We start from the raw sequence: 26,916 nt of genomic DNA on the forward strand, positions 1-26,916 counted from the left end.
TCGCGGCATCCTCCACGACACGCAACGAGAGAACGAGAACACTCATGACGATGACCCCCGAACAGGCGGCCTGGTTCCAGGGCACCTTCGCGCGACTTGTCGACAACGTCGACCAGGCCCTCATGGGCAAGCGCGAGGTCGTGGCGCTGGTGCTCTCGGCGATGCTCGCCGAAGGCCACGTACTTCTGGAGGATGCCCCGGGCACGGGCAAGACGAGCCTCGCCAAGGCACTCGCGGCCACCGTCCAGGGCACGTCGAGCCGCATCCAGTTCACGCCGGACCTGCTCCCGTCGGACGTGACCGGCGTCACGATCTACGACCAGACCTCGCACCGCTTCGAGTTCCACCGCGGCCCGGTCTTCGCCTCGATCGTGCTGGCCGACGAGATCAACCGCGCCTCTCCGAAGACCCAGTCGGCGCTGCTCGAGGTCATGGAGGAGTCGCGCGTCACGGTCGACGGCGTCGCCCACGAGGTGGGCCGCCCGTTCCTGGTCATCGCGACACAGAACCCCATCGAGCAGGCGGGCACGTACAAGCTGCCCGAGGCGCAGCTCGACCGCTTCCTGGTGAAGACGTCGATCGGCTACCCCGACCTCGCTGTGGCCGAGCGCATCCTCGCGGGCGCGGCCGACCGCAACCCGTCGGCGCACCTTCCCGCGATCATCACGACGGGCGCGGTCGCCGACATGGCCGACCTCGCCGGCACCGTGCACGTCGACCCCGCCGTGCTGCGCTACACCGCGCAGCTCGCCGAGGAGACCCGCAACGACCCGGCCACCCGCTTGGGCGTCTCGGTGCGCGGCTCGCTCGCCATGATCCGCGTGGCCAAGGTCTACGCCGCCGCTCAGGGCCGCCACTTCGTGCTTCCTGACGACGTGAAGGCGCTCGTCGCGCCGGTGTGGACGCACCGCATCGTGCTCGATCCCGAGGCCGAGTTCGCCGGCACGTCGGCCGAAGCCGTCATCGCGCGCGTCCTCGAGTCGGTCGCTGCACCGCAGGCGAGGTCCGCGGCCTGATGACGACGGAAGCACTCGGGCAGACGGCGACCGCTCAGGACCGCCGCGCCTGGTACGGGCAGCTGGTGCTCGGTGCGCTGCGGCGCGCCGGCACCGTGCTCGGCCGCGTGTTCGGGGTCGTGCGCCCCGTCGCCTGGGTGCTCATCGCCGGTGCGCTCACGCTGTGGATCGCGGGCCAGGCGCTCGGCTGGTGGGAGCTCACCGTGGCGGCGATCTCGATCACCGGCGTGCTGGCGCTGTGCCTGCTGTTCCTCATCGGGCGCACCGCGTACGACGTGTCGCTCGACCTCAACCGCACGCGCGTCGTCGTGGGGGAGCGGGCCGTGGGTGCGCTCACCCTCGCGAACACCGGCCTGCGCGCCATCCTGCCCTCGCGGGTGCTGCTGCCGGTCGGAAACGGCCGTGGCGTGTTCGACGTGAACCGGCTGGCGGCCGGCGACTCGGCCGAGGAGCTCTTCGCCATCCCCACATCGAGGCGCGCGGTCGTCAAGGTCGGCCCGGTGAGCGTCGTGCGCGGCGATCCGCTCGGCCTCTTCGAGCGTGTGCACCGCCGCGACGAGCCCGTCGACCTCTTCGTGCACCCGCGCACCGTCCTGTTCGACGGACAGTCGCTCGGGTTCCTGCGCGACCTCGAGGGGCTTCCGGCGACCGACCTGTCGCCCGACGACGTCTCGTTCCACGCGCTGCGCGAGTACCAGCCGGGCGACGACCTGCGTCACGTGCACTGGAAGTCGACCGCGCGCACCGGACACATGATGGTGCGCCAGTACGAGGAGACGCGCCGCTCGCACTTCGTGATCGGCCTGTCGACGAGCCCCGCCGACTACCGCGACGACGACGAGTTCGAACTCGCGATCTCGGCCGCGGGCTCCCTCGGCCTCCGCGCCCTGCGCGACTCGCAGCGGGTCGAGGTGCGGGTGCAGGAGCGCGCTCTGCCGTCAGGCTCGGGCAAGCAGTTCCTCGACTCCCTGTCGGCGCTCGGCCACTCGAAGCCGAAGGCGGGCTCGGTCGTCGAGCTCGCCGGCGTCGTCGCCGCGACGCTGCCCCTCGCGAGCGTGGTCGTGCTCGTGTGCGGCAGCAAGGTCGACCGGGGCGACCTGCGCACGGCCTGCAGCCGCCTGCCGTTCGGCGCGCGCGTGCTCGCGGTCGTCGCGTCGGCGGACCACGCCGCGCCGTCGCTTCGGAGGATCGGAGAAGCGGATGTCGTGACCCTCGGCGCGCTCGAACAGCTCCCGAACGCCCTCCGGAAGGTGCTCGCATGACCGCGCCGGTCACCCCGCTCCCGACGCGCGCCGGGGCTTCCGCGTCACCGCAGGCGGCAGCATCCGTCTCCCGTACTCCGCGTGCCGACGCCCTGCCGACCCGTCGCTGGATCCTCGACCTCGGCGCGGTCGCACTGCTGCTGCTCATCCCCCTCATCGGTTTCGCGCCCACGTTCGACGGCGCGAGCTACCTCGTCGCCGCGCTCGGCGGCCTCGTACTCGGCATGGGACTGGCCGTGCTCGGCCGGCTGTACCGCTGGGGCATCCTGCTCCTCACCGCCGCGACGACCGCCGTCTACTTCCTCCTCGGCGGGACCCTCGCCCTGCCGCACACCACCGTCGCGGGCGTGATCCCGACGCTCGAGACGCTGCGTCAGCTCGCCCTCGGCGTCGTCATGTCGTGGAAGCAGCTCCTCACCACGATCGCCCCCGTCGCGACCGACGACGGCCATCTCATCGTCCCCCTCATCCTGTCGCTCGTCGCGGCGGTGCTGACGACATCCCTCGCGCTGCGCCTGCGCAGCGCCGGATGGGCGCTGATCCCGGCCGCGGGGTTCCTCGCGATCGAGATCGCGCTGGGCACCTCCGAGCCGTTCGTGCCCGTGATTCAGGGCGTCGTGTTCGGACTCGCCGGCGCGGTCTGGCTCGCCCTGCGCCAGGCATGGCAGCCGCAGGCCGCGGCGATCTCGGTCGGCGAGGGGCCGGCGAAGTCGGGTGCCGGCGTGCGCCGCGTGCTCACGGGCGGTGCCGTCGTCGCGATCGCCGCGGTCGTCGGCGTCGCCACGAGCGGGTTCGCGGCGCCGTCGTCGCCGCGCTACGTGCTGCGCGACGTCGTGATCCCACCGTTCGACATCCGTGAGTTCGCCAGCCCCCTGCAGTCGTTCCGCGCCTACGTGCGGGACCACCCCGACGACCCGCTCTTCACCGTCAGCGGCCTGCCCGAGGGCGCGCGCATGCGCCTGGCAACGATGGATGCCTACAACGGCACGGTCTACAACGTGTCGGACGACGGCAGCGGCTCGTCGAGTGCCTTCGCCCCCGCGCGCACCAACATGTCGGCCGGCGCGGACGGCACGCCGGCGACGGTGCACGTCGAGATCGGCGAGCTCGAGAGCGTGTGGATGCCGGACGCCGGCGCCGTCCGAAGCGTCACGTTCGACGGCGCCCGTGCCGACGACCTGCGCCGCACCGCCCACTACAACGAGGCGACCGACACCGGCGTCGTCACCCTCGGCCTCGAGAAGGGCGACGAGTACACCCTCGACGCCGTGATCCCCGAAGTGCCGAGCGACGAGGCGCTCGCAGACCAGAACTTCGCGCCGCTGAAGATGCCGAAGCAGGTCGGCGTCCCCGAGTCTCTGGCCGACATCGCGTCGAAGACGGTGGCCGAGGCCGAGACACCCGTCGAGCAGGTGCGAGCCCTGCAGCAGATGCTGTCGGAGGGCGGCTACTTCAGCCACGGGCTCGCCGGACAGCCGCTTTCGCGCGCCGGCCACGGCGCCGAGCGCATCGCGACGCTGCTCGGCTCGGAGCAGATGGTGGGTGACGACGAGCAGTACGCGACGGCAATGGCGCTGCTCGCGGCCCAGGTCGGCATCCCCGCGCGGGTCGTCATGGGGTTCTACCCTGACGAGGACCAGGCCGGCCAGCCCGTCTACACCGCGACGGGCGACACGCTCCACGCGTGGGTGGAGGTCGCCTTCGACGACGCCGGGTGGGTCCCGTTCGACCCGACGCCGCCCGAGGACCAGGTTCCGAGCGACCAGACGACGAAGCCCAAGGCCGACCCCAAGCCGCAGGTGCTGCAGCCCCCGCCCCCGCCGACGGAGCCCGTCGACCTGCCGCCGACCGTCGCCGACGACCGTGGCTCGGAAGACGAGAACGCCTTCGACGCGGGCCTGCTGTGGACGATCGTGTCGATCGGCGTCGGCGCGCTGGGTCTGCTCGCCGTGCTGCTGGCCCCGTTCATCGTCATCGGCGCCCTGAAGGCCGCGCGCCGCCGCAAGCGCCGCGAGGCCGAGCGCGCCTCCGACCGCATCAGCGGAGGATGGGACGAACTCGTCGACCGCGCCTCGGACTTCGGCGCGCCCGTGCGCGCCGGCGCTACGCGCCAGGAGGACGCCGGCGTGCTCACGGCGGCGTTCTCCGAGCCGCGGGTCGCGACGCTCGCCTCGCGGGCCGACCTGGAGGTGTTCGGGCCGACCGAGCCGTCGCCCGACGACATCGAGGCCTTCTGGACGCAGGTCGACGAGATCGTCGGCGGCATGGCGAAGGGACGCTCGGTGTGGCAGCGTCTGGGCGCGAGACTCAGCATCCGCACCCTCCTCGAGGGCACGCGGCTCGCGCTGCCGGCACGTCCGGCGCCGCCGGGGCGCCCGGCGTCCGCTGCGCACCCGGCGCCCGCAACAGACCCGGCGCGCGCGACAGAGCAGCCCGCCGCCACCCCGGCGCACGACCCCGACACGCCGAACAGCTCGACCCGGCGCTCGCGCCGTGGCAGCACGACCCGGAGCGCACCCGAGGCCTCCGCCCACCCCGCACAGGAGAACGAATGACCGTGAGCCCCCCTGGCGCCGCTCCTGCGGCGACCATCGGACGCCGAGTGGGGGCGTTCGCGATCGACATCGGCGTCGCCTGCGTGATCGGCGCGGTGCTGGTCGGCATCGTCCTGGGCATCATCTTCGGTGTGGGCCCCGCGTGGGGGCGCGACAGCCTGGCGGTCATGATGCTGCTCGGCTCCGTCGGGATCGGCTTGCTGCTGCTCGTCTGGTGGCTCCTCTACTCCGCCATGCAGGGCAGCCTCGGTGGCTCGATCGGGCAGCGGATCCTCGGCCTGCGCCTGCACGACGCCGCCTCCGGCGGTCCGATCGGATTCTGGCGCGCGATCCTGCGCAACCTCGTGTTCAGCCTCGCCGCGTCGATCGTGGTCGGATGCTTCACGCCGCTCTTCGACGCGAGCGGCCGCCGGCAGGGCTGGCACGACATGGCCGCGCGTGCGGTCGTCGTAGACATCCGGAACACGGATGCTGCGCCCCCGGCGCCCCCGGCGCCCGCGGCGACCGCCACGGCGAACCCGTACCTCCCGCCGCCGCCGAGCGCCGCACCACTGCCGCCGGCGCCATCGCCGCGGCCCGCGGCCCCGGTGCCCGCCGCGGGATTCATGCCCGAGGCAAACCGGGCCGCGACGCGTCCGGCCCTTCCCGTGCCGACCGGAGTGATCCACGACATCCCCTGGGGCGCGCACGAGCCGACGGTCGCGCATCCGCCGCAGTCGGAGTCCTTTCCCAGCGTCACCATGCCGTTCCCCGCGGCGACGACGACCGAGCCGCTCGGCGCGACCGCCCTCGCGACCGCGGCGCCGGCCGTGCCTGTCGCGAACGCTGCAGTCGCAGCATCCGTGATCCCCGCCGTCGAAGAAGAGGACGTCGAGTCCACGCGCATCGTCGTGCCGCCGCCGGCCCAGCGGGCCGCGCTGTACGACGGCGCGCCGGTGCTCGCGGTGCTCACGTGGGACGACGGGACGCGCATGGCCGTGTACGGCCGCACCCTGTACGGCCGCAACCCCGCGGGCGAAGACGGCGCGGTCGCGATCCCGGTGCGCGACGAGACGCTGTCGCTGTCGAAGACGCATTTCGAGGTCGGCGGCGGCGCCGTGGGGGCGTGGATCGCCGACCGCCACTCGACCAACGGCACGACGCTGGTCCGCGACGGCGGGCGGATCCCGCTCACCCCTGGCGTCCGCACGAACCTGCGCGACGGCGACACGCTGGAGTTCGGAGACCGGCGAGTAATGGTGGGCCTGGCGTGATGACAGGATCCCCGCCCATCGCGGTCGCGTTCGGCGCGGCCACGGATGCCGGCCTCCGCCGCCGCATCAACGAGGACTCGTACCTCGCGGTGTCGCCGCTGTTCCTCGTCGCCGACGGCATGGGCGGCCACAATGCCGGCGAGATCGCGAGCGCCACGGTGATCCAGGAGTTCTCGGCGCTCATCGGCCGCGAGAGCCTGACGATCGACGACGTGCATGCGGGCGTCGCCGGCGCGCGCCGCCGTGTCGCGGCTCTGCCGGCCGGGGCCGGTGCGGGTGCCGGCACGACGCTCGCGGGCGTCGTGATCGCCGACGTCGACGGCGAGGGCTATTGGCTGGCCATCAACCTGGGCGACTCGCGCACGTACCGCCTCAGCGAGGGGCATTTCGAGCAGGTGAGCGTCGACCACTCGGTCGTGCAGGAGCTCGTCGACAGCGGGCAGCTCGCCGCCGACGCGGCCCAGCGGGATGCCCGCCGCAACGTGATCACGCGGGCCATCGGCGCCGGCAGCGACGCCGAACCCGACTACTGGCTCATCCCCGCCGAGGACGACGACCGCATCCTGGTGTGCTCCGACGGGCTGTCGGGCGAGCTCGAGCAGGACGCGATCCACGGCATCCTCCTCGCCGAGGCCGACCCGCAGGCGGCAGCGACGCGGCTGGTGCACGAGGCGATGGTGCGCGGCGGTCGCGACAACATCACCGCGATCGTCGTCGACGCTCTCGCGGTTCGCACCCGGACGAGCCGTGCGTGCGAACGCGATACGGTTCCGGTGAGTGCCCCCGCTCAGGAAGACGCCGACATCGACGGCGACACGCTGCCGCGCGCGGTGGTCACGGGAGGATTCTGATGCCCACGCTGTACGCCCCGGGAACCACGCCGGCCGCCGTCACCCCGCGCGGATTCGCGGTGCTCGAGCCCGGCACCTCCGCCGCGCTGCTCACCCGCATCAGGTCGGTGCTCGCTGACGGCCGCGGCCTCGGCGGGGTGATCGAGGCGCTCACCGGAGCGTACGGCGCGTCGCTGACCGCGATCCCGGCGTTCGCGGTGGCGCTCGCCGAGGGTGACGGCGTGCGCGTCGCCGTCCGCGGTGACTTCGCTTTCGACATCGACGCGACGGCCGCCGAGCGCGTGTCGGGCGCCGGGGTCACGACCTGGACCGAGCGCGTGATCCCGGGCGTGGCGCGCGTGGCGCTCACGACGGCGGGCTCCGATGCCCCGGCCGAGTTCCCGATCGCCGACGGCATCGTGCTGGCGAGCAGGATCGACTGGGATGCTGCGCCCACCGGTGCCTCGACGGCTGCCGGCGACGCCTCCGCCGAGGTCGCGCCGGGTCCGCGCCGGCGCGAGGTCCCGGTGGCGCCCGCGGTGTCGGAGCCGCCATCCGCGCCTCCCGTCCTTGCCGAAACACGGGTCGATGATGGCGACACGCCGGAGACGGATGCCGCGGCCCGGCGTGTCGGGCAACCTGCCCGTGTCTCGGCGCCTGAGGCGGGGACGGAGCCGGCACCGGGGACGGCCGCCTCGGGGCTCATCGACTCGAACTCCGTGCCGTCGGTCGTCGACGCCGAGACCCTGCTTCCCCTCGACTCGGCCCTCGCCGCACCCGCCGCGACCGTCGTGCCGCTGCCTTCCACCGGCCCGGCGCCGACCGGTGAAGACGAGTCCGCCACGGGATTCGACGACCTGTGGGGCGCCACGGTGATCCGCTCCGTGGAGGACGCCGCCGTCCGCCCCGAGGGCGAGGACGAGCACCGCGCCCCGGCCGCGCCGCCCGCACCCGCCGGCGACCACGACGGTGCGACGATCTCGATCGCCCAGGCCCGCGCACTGCGCGAGGCGGCGGGCGGCGTCGGGGGCGCAGCATCCGTCTTCCCCATCGATTCGACCCCCGCGCCGCTCGCGCCGCCGCGCCCGCCGGCACCGGGTCGCATCCGCGTCTCGACCGGGCAGGTGCTGCCGCTCGACCGCACCGTCGTGATCGGCCGGCGCCCGCGCTCGACCCGCGTGAGCGGCACCGACCTGCCGCACCTGGTCGCCGTCGACAGCCCCCAGCAGGACATCTCGCGCAGCCACGTCGAGCTGCGGGTCGAGGGCGAGAGCATCGTCGCGACCGACCTGCGCACCACGAACGGCACGACCCTCCTCCGCCAGGGCGCCGAGCCGGTGCGACTGCACCCCGGCGAGGGCACGGTCGTGATCCCGGGCGACGTGCTGGATCTGGGCGACGGCATCACCGTCGCGATCGAGGGGCTGACGTGAGCGGCAAGCGCGCGCCTATGGCGCCGCCGGACCTCCCCGGCTTCACCTATGTCGACCTGCTCGGTTCGGGCGGCTTCGCCGACGTCTACCTCTACGAGCAGCAGCTGCCCAAGCGCCGCGTCGCGGTCAAGGTGCTGCTCACGGAGCGCATGTCGAGCGGCTCGGTCGAGGAGTTCACCGCCGAGGCGAACGTCATGGCGATGCTGTCGACGCACCCGGCGATCGTCACGATCTACCAGGCGGGGGTTGCCAAGGACGGCCGCCCGTACCTCGTGATGGAGTACTGCCCGCGGCCGAACCTGCAGGTGCGGTATCGGCGCGAGCCCTTCTCGATCGCGGAGTCGCTGCGCGTCGGCGTGCAAGTCGCGGCGGCCGTCGAGACGGCGCACCGCGCGGGTGTCCTGCACCGCGACATCAAACCCGCGAACATCCTCGTCACCGAGTACAACCGCCCGGCGCTCACCGACTTCGGCATCGCGTCGACGACGAACGCGGCCGCCGAGTCGGCGGGCCTGTCGATCCCCTGGTCGCCGCCGGAGTCCTTCGCCGACGTGCCGCGCAGCGACCCGCGCTCCGACGTGTACGCGCTGGGCGCGACCGTGTACACGCTCCTCGCCGGACGCTCGCCGTTCGAGCTGCCCGGCCAGCGCAACGGTGCGGCCGAGCTCATCCACCGCATCGAGACGCTGCCGCTCCCCGCCCTCGCCCGCGCCGACCTGCCCCCGTCACTGCAGCGCGTGCTCGAGCGCGCGATGGCCAAGGCGCCCGTCGACCGGTACGAGAGCGCCCTGGCCTTCGCCCGCGCGCTGCAGACCGCCCAGATCGAGCTGTCGCACTCCGTCACCCCGATCGACATCCTCGACGATCACGCGCCGGAAGACGTCGAGGAGGACGAGGACGACGGCCTCACCCGCGTCCGCGGTGTCGTCAGCATCAACCCTGAGACGACGCCGGCGGCCGGCATGACCCGTCCGTCGGCCGCGACCGCGCCGAGCCGGGCCAACGCGCCGCGGTTCGATCCGGCCCCCGTCGAGACCGCGACGGTAGCCCGGCACGCGCCCATGACCCCGGCGTCGGCGTACGAGCAGACGGTCCGGCGCGACCAGGTCGGGCTGCCGGTGTCGCTCGACGAGACGATCGTCCGTGCACCCGCCTTCGACGCGGCCCCTCCACAGGAGGAGGTGGATGCTGCGCCCCCGCGTCGCCGTCGCACAGGACTGTGGATCGGGCTCGGTGCTGCCGCGCTCGTGATGGTCGCGGTCATCGTCGGGGTATCTCTGCCGGGCATCCTGTCGGGCGACGCGCAGGAGCAGCCGGCGCCGTCGGAATCGTCGAAGCCGCAGGACCCGCTCTCGACGGTCGTGCCGGCCGTGACGGACGTCGTCGGAGCACCCGCCGAGGGCGGTATGAAGTTCACCTGGAAGAACCCCGACCCGCAGGACGGCGACTTCTACATCGTCGAGACCGTGTCGCTGACCGACACCACCGGCGAGACGGAGTCGGTCGACGAGCCCGAGATCGTGGTCGCGGCCGCCGCCACGGGGCAGACCTGCGTCGACGTCACGCTGGTCCGCGCGAACGGCACGCAGCAGCAGGATCCCGAGAAGACCCGGGGGTGCACACCGTGACAGCCGCAGAGGTCGACGAACTCAGGGTCGAGTTCGCGGGCGAGGAGTTCTCGGTCGCGCCCGGCACCGTCTTCACGGTGGGCCGCGAGGGCGACCTCGCGATCGACGACAACCTCTTCCTGCACCGCAACTTCCTCACGATCCAGAGCGTCGAGGGGCTCTGGCTGCTCTCGAACGTGGGCTCGCGCCTGTCGGCGACGGTCACGGACTCGGGCGGACGCGTGCAGGCGTGGCTGGCACCGGGTGCACGGCTGCCGCTCGTCTTCGCTGCGACGTCCGTCATCTTCAGCGCCGGCCCCACGACGTACGAGCTCACGATCCACGCGGCCGAGCCGACCTTCCGCGACACGCAGCCGCCCGCCGACGACGACGGGCTGTCGACGATCGGAGAGGTGCCGCTGACCCACAGCCAGCGCGTCATGATCCTCGCGCTCGCCGAGCCCGTGCTGCGGCGCGAGGGCACGGGCATGAGCGAGCTGCCGACATCGGCGCAGGCCGCCGAGCGCCTCGGCTGGACGCTCACCCGCTTCAACCGCAAGCTCGACAACGTCTGCGACAAGCTCGACCGGGTCGGTGTTCCGGGCATGCGGGGCGGGGTGCGCTCCTACGCGACCAACCGCCGCGTGCGGCTCGTCGAGCACGCGATCGCGGCACGCCTGGTGACGCGCGATGACCTTCCCCTCCTGGACGTCGAGCGCGGGAACGCGCTCAGCGGCGAGAACGACGCGTATGGAGAGGACGACGCGTGAAGCGGGCGCCGCGTCAGCGGCCGGCGTCGTACAGGTGACGGCCGCCGTGGCTGACGACCTTCACCACGACACCGCGGCGGTGCAGCTCCGTGACGGTGCGCGTCTCCTCGTCGATGTCACGGCCGAGGGCGTGCACGTTCGCCACCACGAGCACGTCGCCGCGGACGAGCGTGCCGAGCAGGCGGACGAGGCGCTCCTCCCACGACTCGAGGGTCTCAGGGGCGGGGTGGCGGAAGCCTTCGATCGGCACACCGAAGCGCGTGAGGTCGCCCCGCTGCTCCACCACGGAGGGCATGTCGTCGCGGGCGATCACGAGACCGACGAGGCGTGAGCCGGCGGGCCGGGCGAGCCACCAGTTGCGGTTCTGCTGCAGCTCGGTGAAGCACTTGGGGCACTCGGCCGCCGGGTGCGGCAGATGCAATGGCGCAGTGTCGGCCGCGACGGACCCCGGTGTCGCAGCCGCGTGCGTGTGCGCCGCATCGGGCGTCTGCGTCGTCTCGCTCATGTGAGGCCCCCTCGCTCGTTCCCCATTCTCTCACCCGGTTTTCCGCTCGTTGGGCGAGCCTGCGAGTCGAAACGCTCGAGCGGGGCGCCCAACCCCGGGCTCAGTCCTCTTCGTCGTCCAGCCGCAGCTCGAGGCTCAACTGGTCGGCGTCGAGCTCGGCCAGGGCGTGCCGCAGGGCGGGCGTGCTGTACTCGCCTCCCGACGACAGCTCGTTCAGGCGCCCGCGCATCGCCTCGATCATCGCGAGCCGGAGCTCGAGCAGATCGCGGTTCGGGAGTCCCTCCGCGTCGTCGGGCGGGTCGACCATGCGGCTGCCGACGAGCGAGACGAGGTCCTCGGCGAACTCCGAGCCGTCTCGCCGGCGCAGCGCGGGATCCGACAGCGCGCCGATCGCCGCGTCGCGCAGCTCATCGTCCAGCGCCGACTGCTCGGCCTTGTCGAGGCTGTCGTCGCCCGCCCTCTCGATCCGCAGCGCTCTGACCACCCACGGCAGCGTGAAGCCCTGCAGCATGAGGCTGCCGACCGCGACGGCGAACGCGATGAACACCAGCAGCGCGCGGTCATCCGTGACGTCGCTCGAGATCGTCTGCGCCGCGGCGAGCGTCACCACGCCGCGCATGCCGGCCCACACGATGATGGCGCCATGCTTCCAGCCGAGCGGCGAAGCCTGGTAGTAGTCGAGGTCGCTGAGCGCCCGCGACACCCGCGTCCGCATGGACGAGAGCCGCCGCTGCGCGCGCGGGTCGTCGAACGACACCTCGCCGCGCCGGCCGCGGTATCGCGGGGCGGGCACGGCCGAGCCGTCCGCGATCTGGTCGAGCCGCGAGTTCATCGCCTCGAGGCGGGTGCGCTGCCGCCCGCGGGCGCGCCGGCTCTGCAGCCAGACCAGCAGCGACACGTACGCCGCGCGCGCGGCGATGATGATCGCCAGCGCTCCGAGCGCGATCCCGAGACCGGTGCCGAGGCCGTTGTGCTGCTCGACGTTCTGCGTGACGATGTCACGCAGCTCGAGACCCATGATGAGGAAGACGGCGCCCTCGAGCACGAGCTCGATCGTGTGCCAGTTGTGCTCGTCCGATCGGCGCTGCTCGGGGGTGAACCACCGTGCGGCACCCTGGCCGGTCACGATCCCTGCGACCACCGCCGCCACGAGGCCGGACCCGCCGAGTTCCTCGGTGGGGATGTAGGCGATGAACGGCACGACGAAGCCGATCGCCGTGTTCGCCGCCGAGTTCTTGATGAGTGCCCGCAGCCTCAGGTTGAGCCAGCCCACGATCGCGCCGACGACCACCGCCACCACGACACCCCACGCGAACGCGGGGATGAACCCGAAGCCGATGCGGGTGTCGCCACTGACGCTGGTCGCGATCCCGACCGACGCGATCATCGTGCGCAGCAGCACGAGCGCCGTCGCATCGTTCAACAGGCTCTCGCCTTCGAGCATCGTCACCACACGGCGCGACACGCCCAGGCGCTTGACGATCGAGGTGGCCACCGCATCCGTGGGACTGAGGATCGCCCCGAGCGCCACCGCCACGGCCGGATGGATGCCCGGGATCACGGCCATGAAGAAGAACCCGAGCAGCACCGAGCTGATGATGACGAGCAGGAACGACAGGCCCGCGATCGGGCCGAAGTCCCGGCGGAACTCGATCGCGGGGAGTGAGACGGCCGCCGAGTAGAGCAGCGGCGGCAGCACGCCGACGAGGATGAACTCGGGGTTGATCTCGGGGATCTCGACGAACGGCAGCAGGCTGACCGCGCCGCCGACGAGCACGAGGATCAGCGGCCCCGCGATCCCGAGTCTCGGGGCGACCGCCGTCGCGAGCGCGATGACCACGATCGCGATGATGACGACGATCAGGGCTTCCACGACTCAGAGCCTATTGCCGGGCCGCTTCGGCCCTTCGCCGGGCGATCGGTCGATGGGTCAGAGCACGCCGAGCGCACGCACCGCGTCGCGCTCCGCGGCGAGTTCGTCGACGGATGCGGCGACCCGCGCACGTGCGCGATCGTCGAGGTCGAGTCCCTCGACGACCTCGTACCCGTCACGGCCGCCCTTCGAGCGGACGGGGAACGAGCACACCAGTCCCTCGGGGACGCCGTACTCGCCGCGCGACACGACCGCCGCCGACGTCCAGGTGCGGCGGGGCGTGCCGAGCTGCTCGTCGCGCACATGGTCGATCGCCGCGTTCGCCGCCGAGGCGACCGACGACGAGCCGCGCACCTCGATGATCTCGGCCCCGCGCTTCGCCACGCGCGGGATGAAGACGTCGTCGAGCCATGCTCTCGCTGCGGCCTCGCCGCCGAGGCGCTCGGCCAGGGCGTCGAGCACGTATGTCGCATCCGGCAGGGTCGCATGCGAGACATCGGGGAACTGGGTCGCGGAGTGGTTGCCCCAGATCACGACGTCGGCGATGTCGCCCGCTGCGATCCCGAGCGCCCCCGCGAGCTGGCCGAGGGCGCGGTTGTGGTCGAGGCGCGTGAGGGCGGTGAAGCGCCCTGACGGGATGTCGGGCGAAGCGGATGCCGCAGCGATGAGCGCGTTCGTGTTCGCGGGGTTTCCCACCACGACGACGCGCACGTCGTCGTCGGCGACCGCGCCGATCGCCTTGCCCTGCGGCCCGAAGATCCCCGCGTTCGCAGCGAGCAGGTCGCCGCGCTCCATGCCCGCCGCTCGCGGCCGCGCGCCGACCAGCATCGCGATGCGGGTGCCGTTGAATGCGGTGAGAGGGTCGTCGGTGAGGTCCACGTCGGCGAGCAGCGGGAACGCGCAGTCCTGCAGCTCGAGCGCCGCACCCTCGGCCGCGCGCATGCCCTGCGGGATCTCGAGCAGCCGCAGCCTGACCGGACGATCCGGGCCCAGCATGTCTCCCGCGGCGATGCGGAACATCAGGGCGTAGCCGATCTGGCCTCCGCCGCCGGTGATGGTCACGGTCGTGGGTTCGATCGCCATGTTCCCGAGCCTAGACCGGCGGCATTGTACTCATTCCCGGTGATTCGGGAATGGTTCCTGCTGCGCAGAGGGCTGTCGGGGTACCGTGACTGGCATGACGTTCAATGAGAACGCCAACGTCGGGGGGAACACGGCGCGGCGTCGAGGTGGAGGCGTGGCGGTGGCGGGTGGCGGCATCGCCGGCCTCGGTGCGATCGCGGTGATCCTGTTCCAGCTGTTCACCGGACAAGACCTGTCGAGCGTCATCCCCTCGCAGCCGCAGGTCGGGTCCGGGGAGGAGTCCGAGATCCAGCAGTGCGAGACGGGCGCCGACGCGAACGCCGACGACGATTGCCGTCTCGCCGCCGGGAGCGTCGTGCTCGACCAGTACTGGCAGACGCAGGTGCAGGGTTACCGGCAGCCTCAGCTGATCATCGTCGATCAGCAGACGGGCACTGCCTGCGGCACGGCTTCCCACCAGACCGGCCCGTTCTACTGCCCTCCCGAAGAGACCGTGTACATCGATCCCACGTTCTTCGGCCTCCTGCGCCAGCAGTTCGACGCGTCCGCCGGCGACCTCGCCCAGCTCTACGTCCTCGCCCACGAGTACGGCCATCACGTCCAGTACATCGCCGGGATCATGGATCAGCACCCCAATAACGGCACCGGTCCCGACAGCAACGGCGTGAGGGCCGAGCTGCAGGCGGACTGCTTCGCCGGCGCGTGGGTCGGCGACATGACCGGGCAGCGCGACGAGAACGGCGTACCGTATCTGAAGGAGCCCACCCAGCAGCAGGTCGCCGACGCGATCAACGCGGCCGGCGCGGTGGGCGACGACCACATCCAGCAGGAGTCGGGGGGCTTTGTGAACCCCGAATCCTGGACCCACGGTTCGAGCGAGCAGCGCCAGCGCTGGTTCGAGACCGGCTACCGGAACGGGCCATCCGCGTGCGACACCTTCGCGGTCTCGGGGGGAAGCCTATGAACGAACACCTCGACGACATCCTCTATCCGCCCATCGAGCCCTACGACACCGGCACGCTCATCGCCGGCGAGGGCAACCGCATCGCGTACGAGCAGAGCGGAAACCCCGAGGGAAAGCCGGTGGTGTTCCTCCACGGCGGACCGGGCGCCGCAACGTCGCCCTGGCACCGCCGCTTCTTCGACCCCGAGCGGTACCGCATCATCCTGCTCGACCAGCGCGGCTGCGGACGCTCCACCCCGCACGCGAGCGAGCCCGATGCCGACCTGCGCCACAACACCACATGGCACCTCGTCGCCGACATCGAACTCCTGCGCAAGAACCTCGGCATCGAGAGATGGCAGGTCTTCGGCGGCTCGTGGGGGAGTGCGCTCGCCCTCGCCTACGCCGAGTCCCACCCGCAGGCCGTCACCGAGATCGTGCTCCGCGGCATCTTCACGCTGCGCCGCCACGAGCTGGAGTGGTTCTACGAGGGGGGCGCAGCATCCATCGTCCCGGATCTGTGGGAGGACTTCATCGCCCCCATCCCGATCCTCGAGCGCTCGCAGCTCATGGAGGCGTACCACCGCCGGCTCTCCGACCCCGATCCGGACGTGCACGTGCCGGCCGCCGTCGCCTGGTCGCGCTGGGAAGCCGCGAACCTCACGCTGCTGCCCGATCCCGCGCTCATCGAGGCGATGACCGAGCCGCGCGCGGCCGTCGCGTTCGCCCGCATCGAGAACCACTACTTCCTGCACGGCGGCTGGTTCGAGCCCGAGCAGCTGATCGCGAACGTGGGTCGGATCCGCGACATCCCGGCCGTCATCGTGCAAGGCCGCTACGACGTCTGCACCCCCGCCATGACCGCGTGGGACCTGCATCGCGCCTGGCCGGAGGCGGACTTCGTCATGATCACGGATGCTGCGCACGCGGCGTCCGAGCCGGGCATCGCGTCCGCGCTGCGCGCTGCGACCGACCGCTTCGCGGAGGCCCCCGTCCAGGACTCCGCCGACGCCGAGGCGACCGGCGAGCCAGAAGCGACCGAGGAACCCGGGGCCGGCGAGGAGCACGAGGAATCCGACGCGGAGGCCGAACCGGAGCCCGAGGAGGAGTCCGGCGCGGAGGCGTCCGACAAGACCGGAGCCGACTCCGAGGGTGCGACCGACCCCGAGGACCTGTCGTCCACCGAGCCCGAACTCCGCGGAGAGCGCGTCCGCAAGCGGTCGAAGAAGAGTAAGGACACCGCCGGTCTCTGACCCAGGGCGCGGAACCCTGTTCGCGGTCGTCGAGCGAGCGAGGAACGAGCGTGTGGAAACGCCCAAGCGCGGGCGCACAGCCGAGCACACCGCGGCGGAACGCACAGCCGTCCACTGGTAGGGTGGGAACCCTTGCAGCGCTTCGTGCGCTTCTCGCGTCGTAGAACGCTTCCCTCGCCGGCATCCGGACCCCGATCCGAAGAACCGCGCTGACATCTTTCGTACGGCGACCCGCGGGCGAGATACGCCCCGGCCACCGACAGGGCACTTGCGTGCCCGGAGAACACCCCTCATGACCGAAACCTCGTTCGGCGCGCTCGGCGTGCCGCAGCCCCTTGTCGACGCGCTCGCCGCGGGCGGCAAGACCACCGCGTTCCCGATCCAGGTCGACACGCTCCCCGACACGCTCGCCGGCCGCGACGTGCTGGGCCGTGGCAAGACCGGCTCGGGCAAGACCCTCGCCTTCTCGATCCCGATGGCCGCGCGCCTCGGCGGCAAGCTCGCCGGCGGAAACCGCCGCAAGGGCCGTCCGCTCGGCCTCGTGCTCGCGCCGACGCGCGAGCTCGCAACCCAGATCGATGCGACCCTCGCCCCCCTCGCGAAGGCCTACGGCCTCACCACCACGACGATCTTCGGTGGCGTGAACCAGAATCGTCAGGTGAACGCGCTCAACGCCGGCGTCGACATCGTCGTGGCGTGCCCGGGCCGCCTCGAGGACCTCATGAAGCAGGGCTTCGTGCACCTCGACGCGGTGGAGATCACCGTCATCGACGAGGCCGACCACATGGCCGACCTCGGCTTCCTGCCGGGTGTCACGCGCATCCTGAACGCGACGCCGTCCGGCGGCCAGCGCCTGCTGTTCAGCGCGACCCTCGACAACGGGGTCGACAAGCTCGTGGGCCGCTTCCTGCAGAACGAGGTGCTGCACTCCGTCGACGAGGCGCACTCACCCGTCGCCGCGATGACGCACCACGTCTTCACCCTCGCCGACGCCGACGCCAAGAAGGATGTCGTCAAGGCTCTCGCGTCGGGAGCAGGTCGCCGCATCCTGTTCATGCGCACCAAGCACCAGGCCAAGAAGCTCGCGAAGCAGCTGACCGGCCAGGGCATCCCTGCCGTCGATCTGCACGGCAACCTGTCGCAGGCCGCCCGCGACCGCAACCTCGCGGCGTTCTCGTCGGGTTCCGTCAAGGTGCTCGTGGCGACGGATGTCGCGGCCCGCGGCGTGCACGTCGACGACGTCGAGCTCGTCATCCACGTCGACCCGCCGATGGAGCACAAGGCGTACCTGCACCGCTCGGGCCGCACCGCTCGCGCGGGCGCGGAGGGTGCCGTGGTGACGCTCGTGCTGCCCGAGCAGAAGCGCGACGTGTCGCAGCTGCTGCGCAAGGCCGCCATCTCGGTCGAGCCGGTCGCCGTCACCGCGACCTCGCCCGAGGTCGTCGCGCTCGTCGGCCAGGTCGCCCCGTACGTGAAGCCCGTCCCGGTCGCCGAGACCCCGCGCGGCACCAGCCAGGGTGCGAACGCGCAGCGCAAGCGCGCCGCGCGCGAGGCGCGCGAGACGGATGCCGCCACCGCCGGCCGCTCCGGGGGCGGCCGTCGCCGTCGCGGTTCCGGCCAGGGTGATTCGGCCCAGGGCACCGGCCGTCAGCAGGCCGCGGGCGGTCAGCGCCGCGACGCCGCCGCCGCGCACGACAAGGCCTCGCACCAGCGCCACGACCAGAGTGCCGGCCACTCGCGTTCGGCCCAGGCCGCCGGCAACCCCCGCACCCCGGGCCGGCGCGCCTCGTCCGGCGGCAGCGGCAAGCTCATGGTGGGCTCGGTCGTCCGCCCCAACGGCACCAACCGCCGCGGCGGCCGCTGACCCCCGCATCCCTCCGCATCGTTCGCCTGTCACGATCTGCTGCCCACCGCAGCACTTCGTGCCAGGCGAACGTTCGTCTGTGGCGGTGCCCCTCAGCTCGCCTGTCACGATGTGCCGGATGAGGCAGCACTCTGTGACAGGTGAGCGACGGGCGAGCAGGACGGATGCTGCGGAGCCGGAGCCGCGGGCGGCGGGGGCCGACCTCGAGAAGGGTCAGACGCGGCGGCCGAGGATGAGGTCGGCGGCGACCTCGCCGATCACTATCGCGGGCGCGTTCGTGTGGCCGCGGATCACTGTGGGCATGACGGATGCGTCCGCCACGCGCAGGCCGCTGACCCCGCGGACGCGGAGGTCGGGGTCGACGACGGATGCGGCATCCGTCCCCATCCGTGCCGTGCCGACGGGGTGGTAGAGCGTGTGAGAGTAGCGGCGGAGCGACAGCTCGGCGCGTTCGGCCGGCGTCATGCGCTCGCCGTGCTCGGGGACCACCCACCCGCCGGTCGTGATCGCCTGCAGTGCCTCGGTGTCGATGAGGCGCTCGCACTCGGCGATGCCGGCGCGCAGCGTCGCGGCGTCGACGCCGTCGGCGTCGGAGAGGTACGCGGGGTCGATGAGCGGCGCCTCGGCGGGGTTCGATGACGCGAGACGGATCGTGCCACGGCTGACGGGACGGAGCAGGATCGCGGCGACCGTGAGTCCGTGCGCAGGCATCGGAACGAGGCCCTCGCCGATGTAGGGACCGGGCACGAAGATGATCTCGATGTCGGGGAGACCCTCGGGCACGCCGACAGCATCGGCGACGGGGGTGCGTACGAACCCGTATGCCTCGGCCGCGTTGGACGTCAGCATCCCCTTGCGCGTGGCCAGGTACCTGACCAGCTCGGCGGGCTTCGTCGCGTCGTAGAGCGTGCCGCCGTGAGCCGCGGGAGCGAGTCCGGCGACGAGGTGGTCCTGCAGGTTGGCGCCGACGCCGGGCGCATCGACCACGACCTCGATGCCGTGCTCTGCGAGGTGGTCCGCCCGGCCGATGCCGCTCAGCATGAGCAACTGGGGGGTGTTGACGGCCCCTCCCGACAGCACGACCTCGCGACGCGCCCGCACATGACGGGTGATGCCGTCGATCTCGACGTACGCGCCGGTGGCGCGGGGCCCCGACCCTTCACTGCCGACGGCGAACGTCACGCGCCGGGCGAGCGCCTGGGTCAGGACGCGCAGGTTGCGCCGCTTCTTCGCCGGACGCAGGTACGCATCGGCGGTCGAGACACGGGCGCCGCGGCGCTGACTCACCATCGTCTGCGAGAAGCCCTGTCCGGTCGGCAGATTCGGCGGTGTCAACGGATGCCCCGCCTCTTGCGCCGCCGCCAGGAACGCGGTCGTGTGGTGCCGGGGGTCGCGCTGGTGCTCGACCGATTGCGGGCCGTGGACGCCCTGCGTCGGGTCGGCCGGATCGGAAGTGCGCTCCACCCGCCGGAAGTAGGGGACCAGGGCGTTCCACGACCAGGTCGGGCCCGCAGCATCCGCCCACTCGTCGTAATCGGCGGCGAAGCCGCGGATCCACATCAGCGCGTTGAGTGACGACGACCCGCCCAGCGTCTTGCCGCGCGGCCAGTAGACCGTGCGGCCTTCGAGGCGCGGCTGCGGCACCGTGTCGTAGTTCCAGTCGTACGCGCCGCGGAACAGCTTCGAGAAGGCGGCCGGCACGTGCAGTTCGAGCGCCTTGTCGGGCCCACCCGCCTCGAGCAGCAGCACCGAGACGTTCGCGTCTTCGCTCAGTCGCGCGGCAAGCGCCGCCCCCGCTGATCCCGCGCCGACGACGACGTAGTCGGCCTCGAGGCCATCGCCGCCGAACCCGGCGGTCACGCCTGCATGGCCTTCGTCAGCGTCTTCACGAGCCCGGGCAGCTTGCCGTCGACGAGGTACCTCGTGAGTCCGGCGCTGACCTCGGCGCCGGTGCGCGAGCTCAGGAACCACGGCGGCGTCGGCAGGATCGTGAACACGCCCTTGCCGACCGACCGCGGGAAGGGACGGAACGGGCCGCGCGCGACAGACCGCTCGACGCGGTCGAGCAGCAGCGCATTGTGCACGACGCCGAGCCCGCTCGACACGTCGGCGAGCGTCGATCCCGGGAAGCCGCCCCACGTGAGGCGTGCGGTGAGGAAGTTGAAGGCCGTCCACGTGTTGATCGCGATGTCGCCGTAGCGGAGCTCGGCGATCGCGCGCTCGAACCCGTCGCCGAGCGCCTCCTCGGTGACCGGGTCGATGAGCACGTTCGCGCCGAGCGTGCCGGTGAGCTTGTCGTTGGCGTGGGCCACCGCCGCGTCGAGGAACTCCTGACCGGTGCCGCCCACCTCGACGACCCCGAGGATCGGTGCGAAATACTCGATCGTCTCGACGGGGTCGGCGCCCTCACCCGCGCCGACCTCGACGATCGCGCGTGTGCGGTCGGCACTCCAGACGGCATCAGGATAATCGGATGCCGCGGCCTCCAGCCGCTCGTCGGCCCGAGGGTACCAGACCGGGCGCGCAGGGGCCGCGGCGTACGCGGCGTGCAGTTCGCGCAGGAACTCCTCGCGCTGGGGCCAGTCGGAGCTCACGATCACGACCTGGCCCGCGATGCAGTTGTGTCCGGCGTTCACCAGGCGCATCGTCGCGACGTGCTCGGCCTGGTACTTCAGGTCCGCTGCCGTCCAGCGGCCCGGCACCACGATGATCGGCGAGACGCCGCCGAGCTCCGCCGTGATGGGCACCCGCAGCTTCGGGGTTCCGGACCCGCGTGCGGTCGCAGCATCCGTTCCCGTTCCCCACACGATCGCGTCGAACGTGAGCGCCGAGCCCGTGATGTGCACGTGGGCGAAGCGAGGGTGCGACGTGAGGTACGCGCCGGTCGCGGCATCGCCGCGGACGATGCGCACGAAGCCGGGTTCGATCAGCGGGGCGAGGGCCCGCTCGAACACCGGGACGAGGGCGTTCTGCGTCGGGTTGACTTTGAGGAGAGCAACGCGGTTGTGCGCGAACAGCTCGTACAGCACGTCGGCGACGGGGATCGAGGTGACGTTGCCCGCACCGAGCACGAGGCCGACGCCGCCGGACCGGGTCGGCGTCAGCTGGGCCAGGCCCGCCGCGCGTGTCGCCTCGACCGCGGAGACGCCCGGCTCGAACCACACCTCGCCGGTGAAGCCCGACAGCAGGAACTTCTCGGTGCCGTTGAGGGGGAAGGTGCGCGCCCGCAGACGCCCGCCCGGCGCCTCGTCGAGCGTCACGCCGTCGAGGGGACTCCGGCCCTTCGCGAGCGCCTCGAGCGTCTCGCGCAGCGCGTCGAGCAATCCGACGACGGCATAGGGTCCGCCGAGCCATTCCTCTCCGGACAACGGATGCCCAGGCGTCAGGCCCTTCGACATCGTCGCGGCGTCGGCCCACTCCTGGGCCACGGTGCCGACGGCGTCGCGGATGCGGCCGAGCAGGCGCGCCCGTTGGTCGAGGGTGAGAGCGACCCACACCCGCGCGCCCGCTTCAAGCCGATCGATGTCCGCATCGAGGGCCGAACGCACGTCGGCGGGGAGGGCATGCGCCGCGGCAGGGGAGGCGGACTTCTTCGCGCGCGGCTTCGCGGCGGCCTTCGCCGAGGGCGACGACGGGGGTGCCATGCTGCTCTCCTTCGCACTCGCGTCCCGGGACCCGGCTCGGGCGAGTCTGTCAGGGGGCATCCTATGTCACGCCAGGCGGGACTCGATGTCAGCGTTCGTGCGACCCGATGTCACCGTGGCGTGCACGGAGGGTCAGCTCAGGGTCAGGACTCGGCGCGCACCGCGGTCTCGACCGCCCGCAAGCCCTCCAGCGTCTCGGTGAACGACGTCGAGAGCGGGGAGAGCCCGATGCGGAGACCGCCGGGGTCACGGTAGTCGGGGATGACGTCCTGCGCCCACAGCCGCGCGGTGACCGCGCGCATCGACGGATGCGACAGTGTCACGTGGCCGCCCCGCTCGGCGGGATCGCGAGGCGACGCCACCGCGACCCCGAGCGGGGCGAGGAGTTCGTCGGCCACGCGGACGGCGAACCCGGTGAGAGCGACCGACTTGGCCCGCACGGCCTCGATCCCGACCTCCTCGAGCAGGGCGAGCGTGTCCTGCATCGCGAGCATGCCGACGATCGGGGGCGTGCCCGAGAGGAAGCGCCGCATGCCGTCGGCCGGCCGGTACGACGGGCCCATCGCGAAGACGTCCGCGGAGCCCATCCACCCCTGGATGGGCTGTGCCAGCCGATCCTGCAATCGCGATGCGACGTACGCGAACGCCGGCGAGCCCGGCCCGCCGTTGAGGTACTTGTAGGTGCAGCCGACTGCGAGGTCGAAGTCCCATGCGTCAGCCTCGACCGGCACGGACCCGGCTGAGTGGCAGAGGTCCCACAGGATCAGCGCGCCGGCGTCGTGCGCGATCCGGGTGAGGGTCGCCGCATCCGTCAGATATCCCGACCGGTACGCGACGTGCGACAGCAGCACGACCCCCGTCTGGGGTCCCACGGCCTCGCGCAGCGCCGAGGCGGAGACCCCGCCCGCGAGGTTCACGTCGATCCAGCGCACGCGCCCGCCCCGCTCGGCGGCGATGCCCTCGACGACGTAGCGGTCGGTGGGGAAGTTGTCGCGGTCCACGACGAGCTCGACGCGCGCCGGATCCGCGGCGACGGCGGCGTCGAACGCCGCCCGCAGCAGCTTGTACAGCAGCACGGTCGTCGAGTCCCCGATGACGGTCTGTCCGGGCGCGGCGCCGAGCGCCGTGCGGCCGACGGCGTCGCCGATGTCGAAGGGCAGCTGCATCCACGACTCGTCCCAGCCCCGGATGAGGCGCCCGCCCCACTCGTCGCGGGCGAATGCGGCGAGCCGCTCGACGCTCGCGCGCAGCGGACGGCCCAGCGAGTTCCCGTCGAAGTACACGAGCGACGTCTCGGCTCCGACGAACGCGTCGCGGTGGCGGCGCAGCGGGTCGCTCTGGTCGAGAACGGATGCCGCGTCCTCGAGCGGCTCGGTCGCCGATGCCGCAGCGGGTTCCACGCCGGCTTGGGGCGCGTCGCGAACGTTCGGGGCGTGCCTCGCGCGCCCCGAACGTTCGTCGTGCGCCCCGAACCCGGCGGGTGCGGGGTCAGTGGTCGTCATGGATGAGCTCCTCGCTGGGTACCACCGTCGCGCCGCGCAGCCACTCGGCGACTTCGTCGAGCCCGGTCGGAGGCGACCCCGGAATGAACGTCGCGACGCCCGAGGGCGGGTCGGCCAGTGGCCACGGGTCGGCCAGCGCCGCGACGAGCGCCGCACCGCGGATGCCCGCCCGGTCGAGCGCGGCGACCTCGGCGGGGTTCACGCCCACCGGCTGCTCGCCGTTGCCGAGGTCCGTGCCGTAGAGCACCCGCCCGCCTGCGGCCGCGAAGCCCGCGAGGTTCACGCGGGCGAACTCGGCCGCCTCCTCGTCGTCCTCGTGGATCGCGAGCGTCGAGATCCACACCTGGCCGGCTTTGACCGCGTGCGCGGTGAAGGCGCGACCGACGAACTCGGTGAACGGGGTGTGCGCGAAGCCGTCGACCCCCGCGTCGAGGGCGAGCCGCGGCATCCCGTCGCCCTCCGCATGCGCGACGACCGGGAGCCCGCGCTCGCGCGCGACCTCGACGATCGCGGCCAGCGCCGCCGGGTCGAGCACCGGTCCCGCGACGCTGTTGAGGGAGGCCTTGATCACGGATGCCCCGAACGACGCCTGCTCGTCGACCGCCGTGGCCGCGCCGCCGGCGACGCCGGGGTGCGTCGACGCGTCGGCGATCTCGCGGGCGATCTCGGCCGGTGCCCACGGACGCCCGACCGGGTATCCGCCGACGGCGGTGAGGAACGCGCCGGCATATGCCACGCGCGGAATGCTGTGGTCCTTGCGCCGCGCCAGCGCCACCGGATCGCCGCCGAGATCGACCACGCCGGCGATGCCGCCCGCAGCCAGCGCGCTCTCATCGATGAGGTGCAAGTGCACGTGATGGTCGATGAACGGGGGAAGCGAGACGCCGTGGTCGCCGGTGATGGCGCGGTGGCAGAGCGCGGCACCCGGGCCGAGGAGTTCGCGCAGCGCGTCGGGATCGTGCGACATCACAGCTCCGTCCGCACGGCGTACAGCTCGGGGAAGAAGGTGAGGTCGAGCGCCCGCTGCAGGAACGGCACACCGCTCGAGCCGCCGGTGCCGGTCTTGAAGCCGATGATGCGCTCGACCGTCTTGAGATGACGGAAGCGCCACAGCTGGAAGTTGTCCTCGAGGTCGACGAGTTCCTCACACGTCTCGTAGGCCGCCCAGTGGGCCTCGGGGTCGCGGTAGATCTCGGTGAACACCGGCACCAGCTCCGGCGTGTAGGTCCACGCCTTCGTGACATCGCGCTCGAGCACCTCGGCGGGGACCGGGTAGCCCGAGCGGGCGAGCATCCCGAGGAATTCGTCGTAGAGACTCGGTGCCTCGAGTGCCGCCCCGACGAGCGCGTGGGCGGCGGCATCCGAGGCGAACACCCGCAGCATCGCCGCGTTCTTGTTGCCGAGGGTGAACTCGACGGCGCGGTACTGCGCGGACTGGAAGCCGCTGGCGTTGCCCAGCACGCCGCGGAACTGCCCGTACTCGGCGGGGGTGAGGGTCGCGAGCACGGACCACTGCTCGGTGAGGGTCTTCTGGATGTGCTTGACGCGTGCGATGCACTTGAGCGCTGGCGCCAGCTGGTCCTCGCGCAGCAGCCGGCAGGCGGAGCCGAGCTCGTGCAGCACGAGCTTCAGCCACAGCTCCGTGGTCTGGTGCTGCACGATGAACAGCAGCTCATCGTGGTGCTCAGGGTCGCTGAGCGGTCGCTGGGCCGACAGCAGGGTCGCGAGATCGAGGTAGCCGCCGTAGCTCATGCGGTCCTCGAAGTCGGTGACGACGGATCCCTCGATCGCCCGGGTATTGCGTTCGACGCTCACGGCCTCAGCCTAATTCGGACGGATGCCGCGGCGTCAGGGTGTCGCGATGGTCCGAATGGTTTTCAACTCGCGAGCCCGCTCGACGAGCGCGAAGCCGGGGGCCTCAGATGAGCGAGAGCTCGCGCAGCTTCGCCTCGACGTCGGCGTTGGACGGCTCGACGTGGTGCGAGGCATCCGGGTACACGACGACCGGGATGTTGGTGCGGCCCGAGATGTCGCGGGCGACGTCCGCGGCGGCGGGGTCGGCGACGAGGTCGACGTAGGTGTACGAGATGCCGAGCTCTTCGAGCTGCTTCTTGGTGCGGATGCAGTCGCGGCACCAGTCGGCGCCGAACATCGTGAGGGAAGAGGGGGAGGACGCGGGGGAAGTCACCACTCCATTCTCAGGGATAGATCCTGGGTGGGCGCCGTGCACGACGTCGGATCACGCACCGTGCGCAGACCGAGGGTCTCCCCTGCGTGTGCTGAACCCCGATGGGACGTGGCGTCCCCGCGTGGGAGGATGGCCAGCGATGCAGTTGTCGATCGTGGTTCCGACGTACAACGAGGCTCCCAACATCGCGGAGCTCGTCCGGCGTGTCACCGCCGCGGTGCAGGACCGCCTCGACGCCGAGATCATCTTCGTCGACGACAGCACGGACGCCACCCCCGCCGTGATCCGGGAAGTCGCGGCATCCGCATCCCTGCCTGTCCGGCTGATCCATCGCGATCGTCCCGTCGGCGGGCTCGGCGGAGCCGTGATGGAGGGCTTCGCGGCGGCCGAGGCGGACGCCTGTCTCGTCATGGACGCCGATCTGCAGCATCCGCCCGAAGAGATCCCCGAGCTCTGGCACCGCTTCTCGCGCGGCGACGTGGATCTCGTGATCGCCTCGCGCTACGCCGGCGGCGGCACCGCCGGCGGGCTCGCCGACCGTACTCGTGTGATGGTGTCGAAGGGGTCGACCGCGGTGACGCGCGCGATGTTCCCCATCCGGCTGAAGGACGTCTCCGACCCGATGACCGGGTTCTTCCTCATCGACCGGCGCACGATCGACTCCGAGCAGCTGCGGCCCCGCGGCTTCAAGATCCTGCTCGAGATCCTCGCGCGCCGTCCCATGCGCGTGGCCGAGATCCCGTTCGACTTCGCCGATCGTCACGGGGGCGAATCGAAGGCGTCGGTGCGGCAGGGGCTGCGTTTCCTCACGCAGCTGACCGCGCTGCGCTTCGGGAAGATGTCCTTGTTCGCCGTGATCGGCGGCCTCGGTGCCGTCGCCAACGTCGCGATCGTCTGGGCGCTCACCCACTGGGGCGTGGACTACATCGTGGCCGCGATCGTCGCCGCCGAGGTCACGATCATCGGCAATTTCCTGCTGCAGGAGCGCTTCGTCTTCCAGGACATGCGCGAGAGCGCCTCCGGTGTCTGGCTGCGCTTCGCGAAGTCGTTCACCTTCAACAACGCCGAGGCCGTGATCCGCATCCCGATCGTCGCGATGATGGTCTCGACCGGACACATCTCGGCGGTCGTCGCGACGGCGATCACTCTCGTGGTCGCGTTCTTCCTGCGCTTCCTCTTCCACTCTCTCGTGGTCTACGCGCCCCGCAAGGCGGGCGTGGAGCCGAGCCCTGCCCGCCGCTTCGTCGAGGAGCTGGACCACGAGGCCATGCAGCCTGGCGAGCTTTAGACCAACGGATGCCTCGGCCCGCGGCATTCGTTCTCCACAGGCCTCTC

Annotated in this window: 20 protein-coding genes and 1 pseudogene; 12 read left to right on the forward strand and 9 right to left on the reverse strand. The window is 71.9% G+C overall.

Translation table 11 applies throughout. The annotated features are described in order from the left end of the window. The first annotated feature begins 44 nt into the window (after positions 1 to 44). The 8 genes from MRBLWH3_RS05300 to MRBLWH3_RS05335 are packed head-to-tail and all read left to right on the forward strand — an operon-like array spanning position 45 to position 10,726. On the forward strand, positions 45 to 1,016 hold the full coding sequence (locus MRBLWH3_RS05300; RefSeq protein ID WP_363429386.1) for an AAA family ATPase: 972 nt from the start codon (positions 45 to 47) through the stop codon (positions 1,014 to 1,016). Continuing rightward, complete coding sequence (locus tag MRBLWH3_RS05305; protein WP_363429388.1) at positions 1,016 to 2,278, forward strand: DUF58 domain-containing protein; 1,263 nt, start codon at positions 1,016 to 1,018, stop codon at positions 2,276 to 2,278. The genes MRBLWH3_RS05300 and MRBLWH3_RS05305 overlap by 1 nt, the downstream gene beginning before the upstream one ends. Continuing rightward, entirely contained in the window at positions 2,275 to 4,833 is a 2,559-nt protein-coding gene (locus MRBLWH3_RS05310; RefSeq protein WP_363429389.1) for a transglutaminase-like domain-containing protein, read from the forward strand. Before MRBLWH3_RS05305 ends, MRBLWH3_RS05310 begins: the two co-directional genes overlap by 4 nt. Then, complete coding sequence (locus MRBLWH3_RS05315; RefSeq protein WP_363429391.1) at positions 4,830 to 6,086, forward strand: RDD family protein; 1,257 nt, start codon at positions 4,830 to 4,832, stop codon at positions 6,084 to 6,086. Before MRBLWH3_RS05310 ends, MRBLWH3_RS05315 begins: the two co-directional genes overlap by 4 nt. Next, on the forward strand, positions 6,086 to 6,937 hold the full coding sequence (locus MRBLWH3_RS05320) for a PP2C family protein-serine/threonine phosphatase (protein WP_363435311.1): 852 nt from the start codon (positions 6,086 to 6,088) through the stop codon (positions 6,935 to 6,937). The genes MRBLWH3_RS05315 and MRBLWH3_RS05320 overlap by 1 nt, the downstream gene beginning before the upstream one ends. Beyond that, the gene (locus MRBLWH3_RS05325) at positions 6,937 to 8,349 is read left to right on the forward strand and encodes an FHA domain-containing protein (protein WP_363429393.1); all 1,413 of its coding nucleotides are present in this window, start codon (positions 6,937 to 6,939) and stop codon (positions 8,347 to 8,349) included. The genes MRBLWH3_RS05320 and MRBLWH3_RS05325 overlap by 1 nt, the downstream gene beginning before the upstream one ends. After that, positions 8,346 to 9,977, forward strand: coding sequence for a serine/threonine-protein kinase (locus MRBLWH3_RS05330; RefSeq protein WP_363429395.1), 1,632 nt, complete (start codon positions 8,346 to 8,348; stop codon positions 9,975 to 9,977). The genes MRBLWH3_RS05325 and MRBLWH3_RS05330 overlap by 4 nt, the downstream gene beginning before the upstream one ends. Then, positions 9,974 to 10,726: a hypothetical protein gene (locus MRBLWH3_RS05335; RefSeq protein WP_363435314.1), complete on the forward strand. Its 753-nt coding sequence runs from the start codon at positions 9,974 to 9,976 to the stop codon at positions 10,724 to 10,726. Before MRBLWH3_RS05330 ends, MRBLWH3_RS05335 begins: the two co-directional genes overlap by 4 nt. 13 nt (positions 10,727 to 10,739) lie before the next feature. Here the strand turns inward: MRBLWH3_RS05335 and MRBLWH3_RS05340 are convergent, their stop codons facing one another. The 3 genes from MRBLWH3_RS05340 to MRBLWH3_RS05350 form a co-directional block, all read right to left on the reverse strand. Continuing rightward, positions 10,740 to 11,231, reverse strand: a complete 492-nt coding sequence (locus tag MRBLWH3_RS05340; RefSeq protein WP_363429397.1) for a recombinase family protein — start codon at positions 11,229 to 11,231, stop codon at positions 10,740 to 10,742. 100 nt (positions 11,232 to 11,331) lie between these two features. After that, positions 11,332 to 13,104 carry a cation:proton antiporter gene (locus tag MRBLWH3_RS05345; RefSeq protein WP_363429399.1) on the reverse strand — a complete coding sequence of 591 codons (1,773 nt, stop codon included), beginning with the start codon at positions 13,102 to 13,104 and terminating at the stop codon, positions 11,332 to 11,334. 57 nt (positions 13,105 to 13,161) lie between these two features. Next, on the reverse strand, positions 13,162 to 14,187 hold the full coding sequence (locus MRBLWH3_RS05350) for a malate dehydrogenase (protein WP_363429400.1): 1,026 nt from the start codon (positions 14,185 to 14,187) through the stop codon (positions 13,162 to 13,164). A 94-nt stretch (positions 14,188 to 14,281) separates the two neighbouring features. Between MRBLWH3_RS05350 and ypfJ the strand changes: the two genes are divergently transcribed. From ypfJ to MRBLWH3_RS05365, 3 genes and pseudogenes are all read left to right on the forward strand, one after another. Further along, positions 14,282 to 15,151, forward strand: a complete 870-nt coding sequence (ypfJ, locus tag MRBLWH3_RS05355) for a KPN_02809 family neutral zinc metallopeptidase (protein WP_363429402.1) — start codon at positions 14,282 to 14,284, stop codon at positions 15,149 to 15,151. After that, positions 15,148 to 16,113, forward strand: a pseudogene (pip, locus tag MRBLWH3_RS05360) (prolyl aminopeptidase); the annotation flags it as partial. The gene ypfJ and the pseudogene pip, both read left to right, overlap by 4 nt. A 562-nt stretch (positions 16,114 to 16,675) precedes the next feature. After that, entirely contained in the window at positions 16,676 to 18,247 is a 1,572-nt protein-coding gene (locus tag MRBLWH3_RS05365) for a DEAD/DEAH box helicase (protein ID WP_363429404.1), read from the forward strand. A 213-nt stretch (positions 18,248 to 18,460) separates the two neighbouring features. Here MRBLWH3_RS05365 and MRBLWH3_RS05370 read toward each other — a convergent pair whose 3' ends face one another. From MRBLWH3_RS05370 to MRBLWH3_RS05395, 6 genes are all read right to left on the reverse strand, one after another. After that, positions 18,461 to 20,107, reverse strand: a complete 1,647-nt coding sequence (locus tag MRBLWH3_RS05370) for a GMC family oxidoreductase (protein ID WP_363429406.1) — start codon at positions 20,105 to 20,107, stop codon at positions 18,461 to 18,463. Beyond that, entirely contained in the window at positions 20,104 to 21,891 is a 1,788-nt protein-coding gene (locus MRBLWH3_RS05375) for an aldehyde dehydrogenase family protein (protein WP_363429408.1), read from the reverse strand. The genes MRBLWH3_RS05370 and MRBLWH3_RS05375 overlap by 4 nt, the downstream gene beginning before the upstream one ends. 143 nt (positions 21,892 to 22,034) lie before the next feature. Then, positions 22,035 to 23,393: a kynureninase gene (locus tag MRBLWH3_RS05380; RefSeq protein WP_414685297.1), complete on the reverse strand. Its 1,359-nt coding sequence runs from the start codon at positions 23,391 to 23,393 to the stop codon at positions 22,035 to 22,037. After that, positions 23,380 to 24,360 (reverse strand): amidohydrolase family protein, encoded by a 981-nt coding sequence (locus tag MRBLWH3_RS05385; protein WP_363429410.1) that lies wholly within the window; start codon positions 24,358 to 24,360, stop codon positions 23,380 to 23,382. Before MRBLWH3_RS05385 ends, MRBLWH3_RS05380 begins: the two co-directional genes overlap by 14 nt. After that, positions 24,360 to 25,208, reverse strand: coding sequence for a tryptophan 2,3-dioxygenase (kynA, locus tag MRBLWH3_RS05390; protein ID WP_363429412.1), 849 nt, complete (start codon positions 25,206 to 25,208; stop codon positions 24,360 to 24,362). Before kynA ends, MRBLWH3_RS05385 begins: the two co-directional genes overlap by 1 nt. 103 nt (positions 25,209 to 25,311) lie before the next feature. Then, positions 25,312 to 25,545, reverse strand: a complete 234-nt coding sequence (locus tag MRBLWH3_RS05395) for a glutaredoxin domain-containing protein (RefSeq protein WP_363435320.1) — start codon at positions 25,543 to 25,545, stop codon at positions 25,312 to 25,314. 175 nt (positions 25,546 to 25,720) lie between these two features. Here MRBLWH3_RS05395 and MRBLWH3_RS05400 point away from each other — a divergent pair, with 175 nt between their 5' ends. Continuing rightward, positions 25,721 to 26,869: a glycosyltransferase gene (locus MRBLWH3_RS05400; RefSeq protein WP_363429414.1), complete on the forward strand. Its 1,149-nt coding sequence runs from the start codon at positions 25,721 to 25,723 to the stop codon at positions 26,867 to 26,869. Positions 26,870 to 26,916 lie beyond the last annotated feature (47 nt).

The sequence above is a fragment of the Microbacterium sp. LWH3-1.2 genome (assembly GCF_040675855.1).
Taxonomy (GTDB): domain Bacteria; phylum Actinomycetota; class Actinomycetes; order Actinomycetales; family Microbacteriaceae; genus Microbacterium.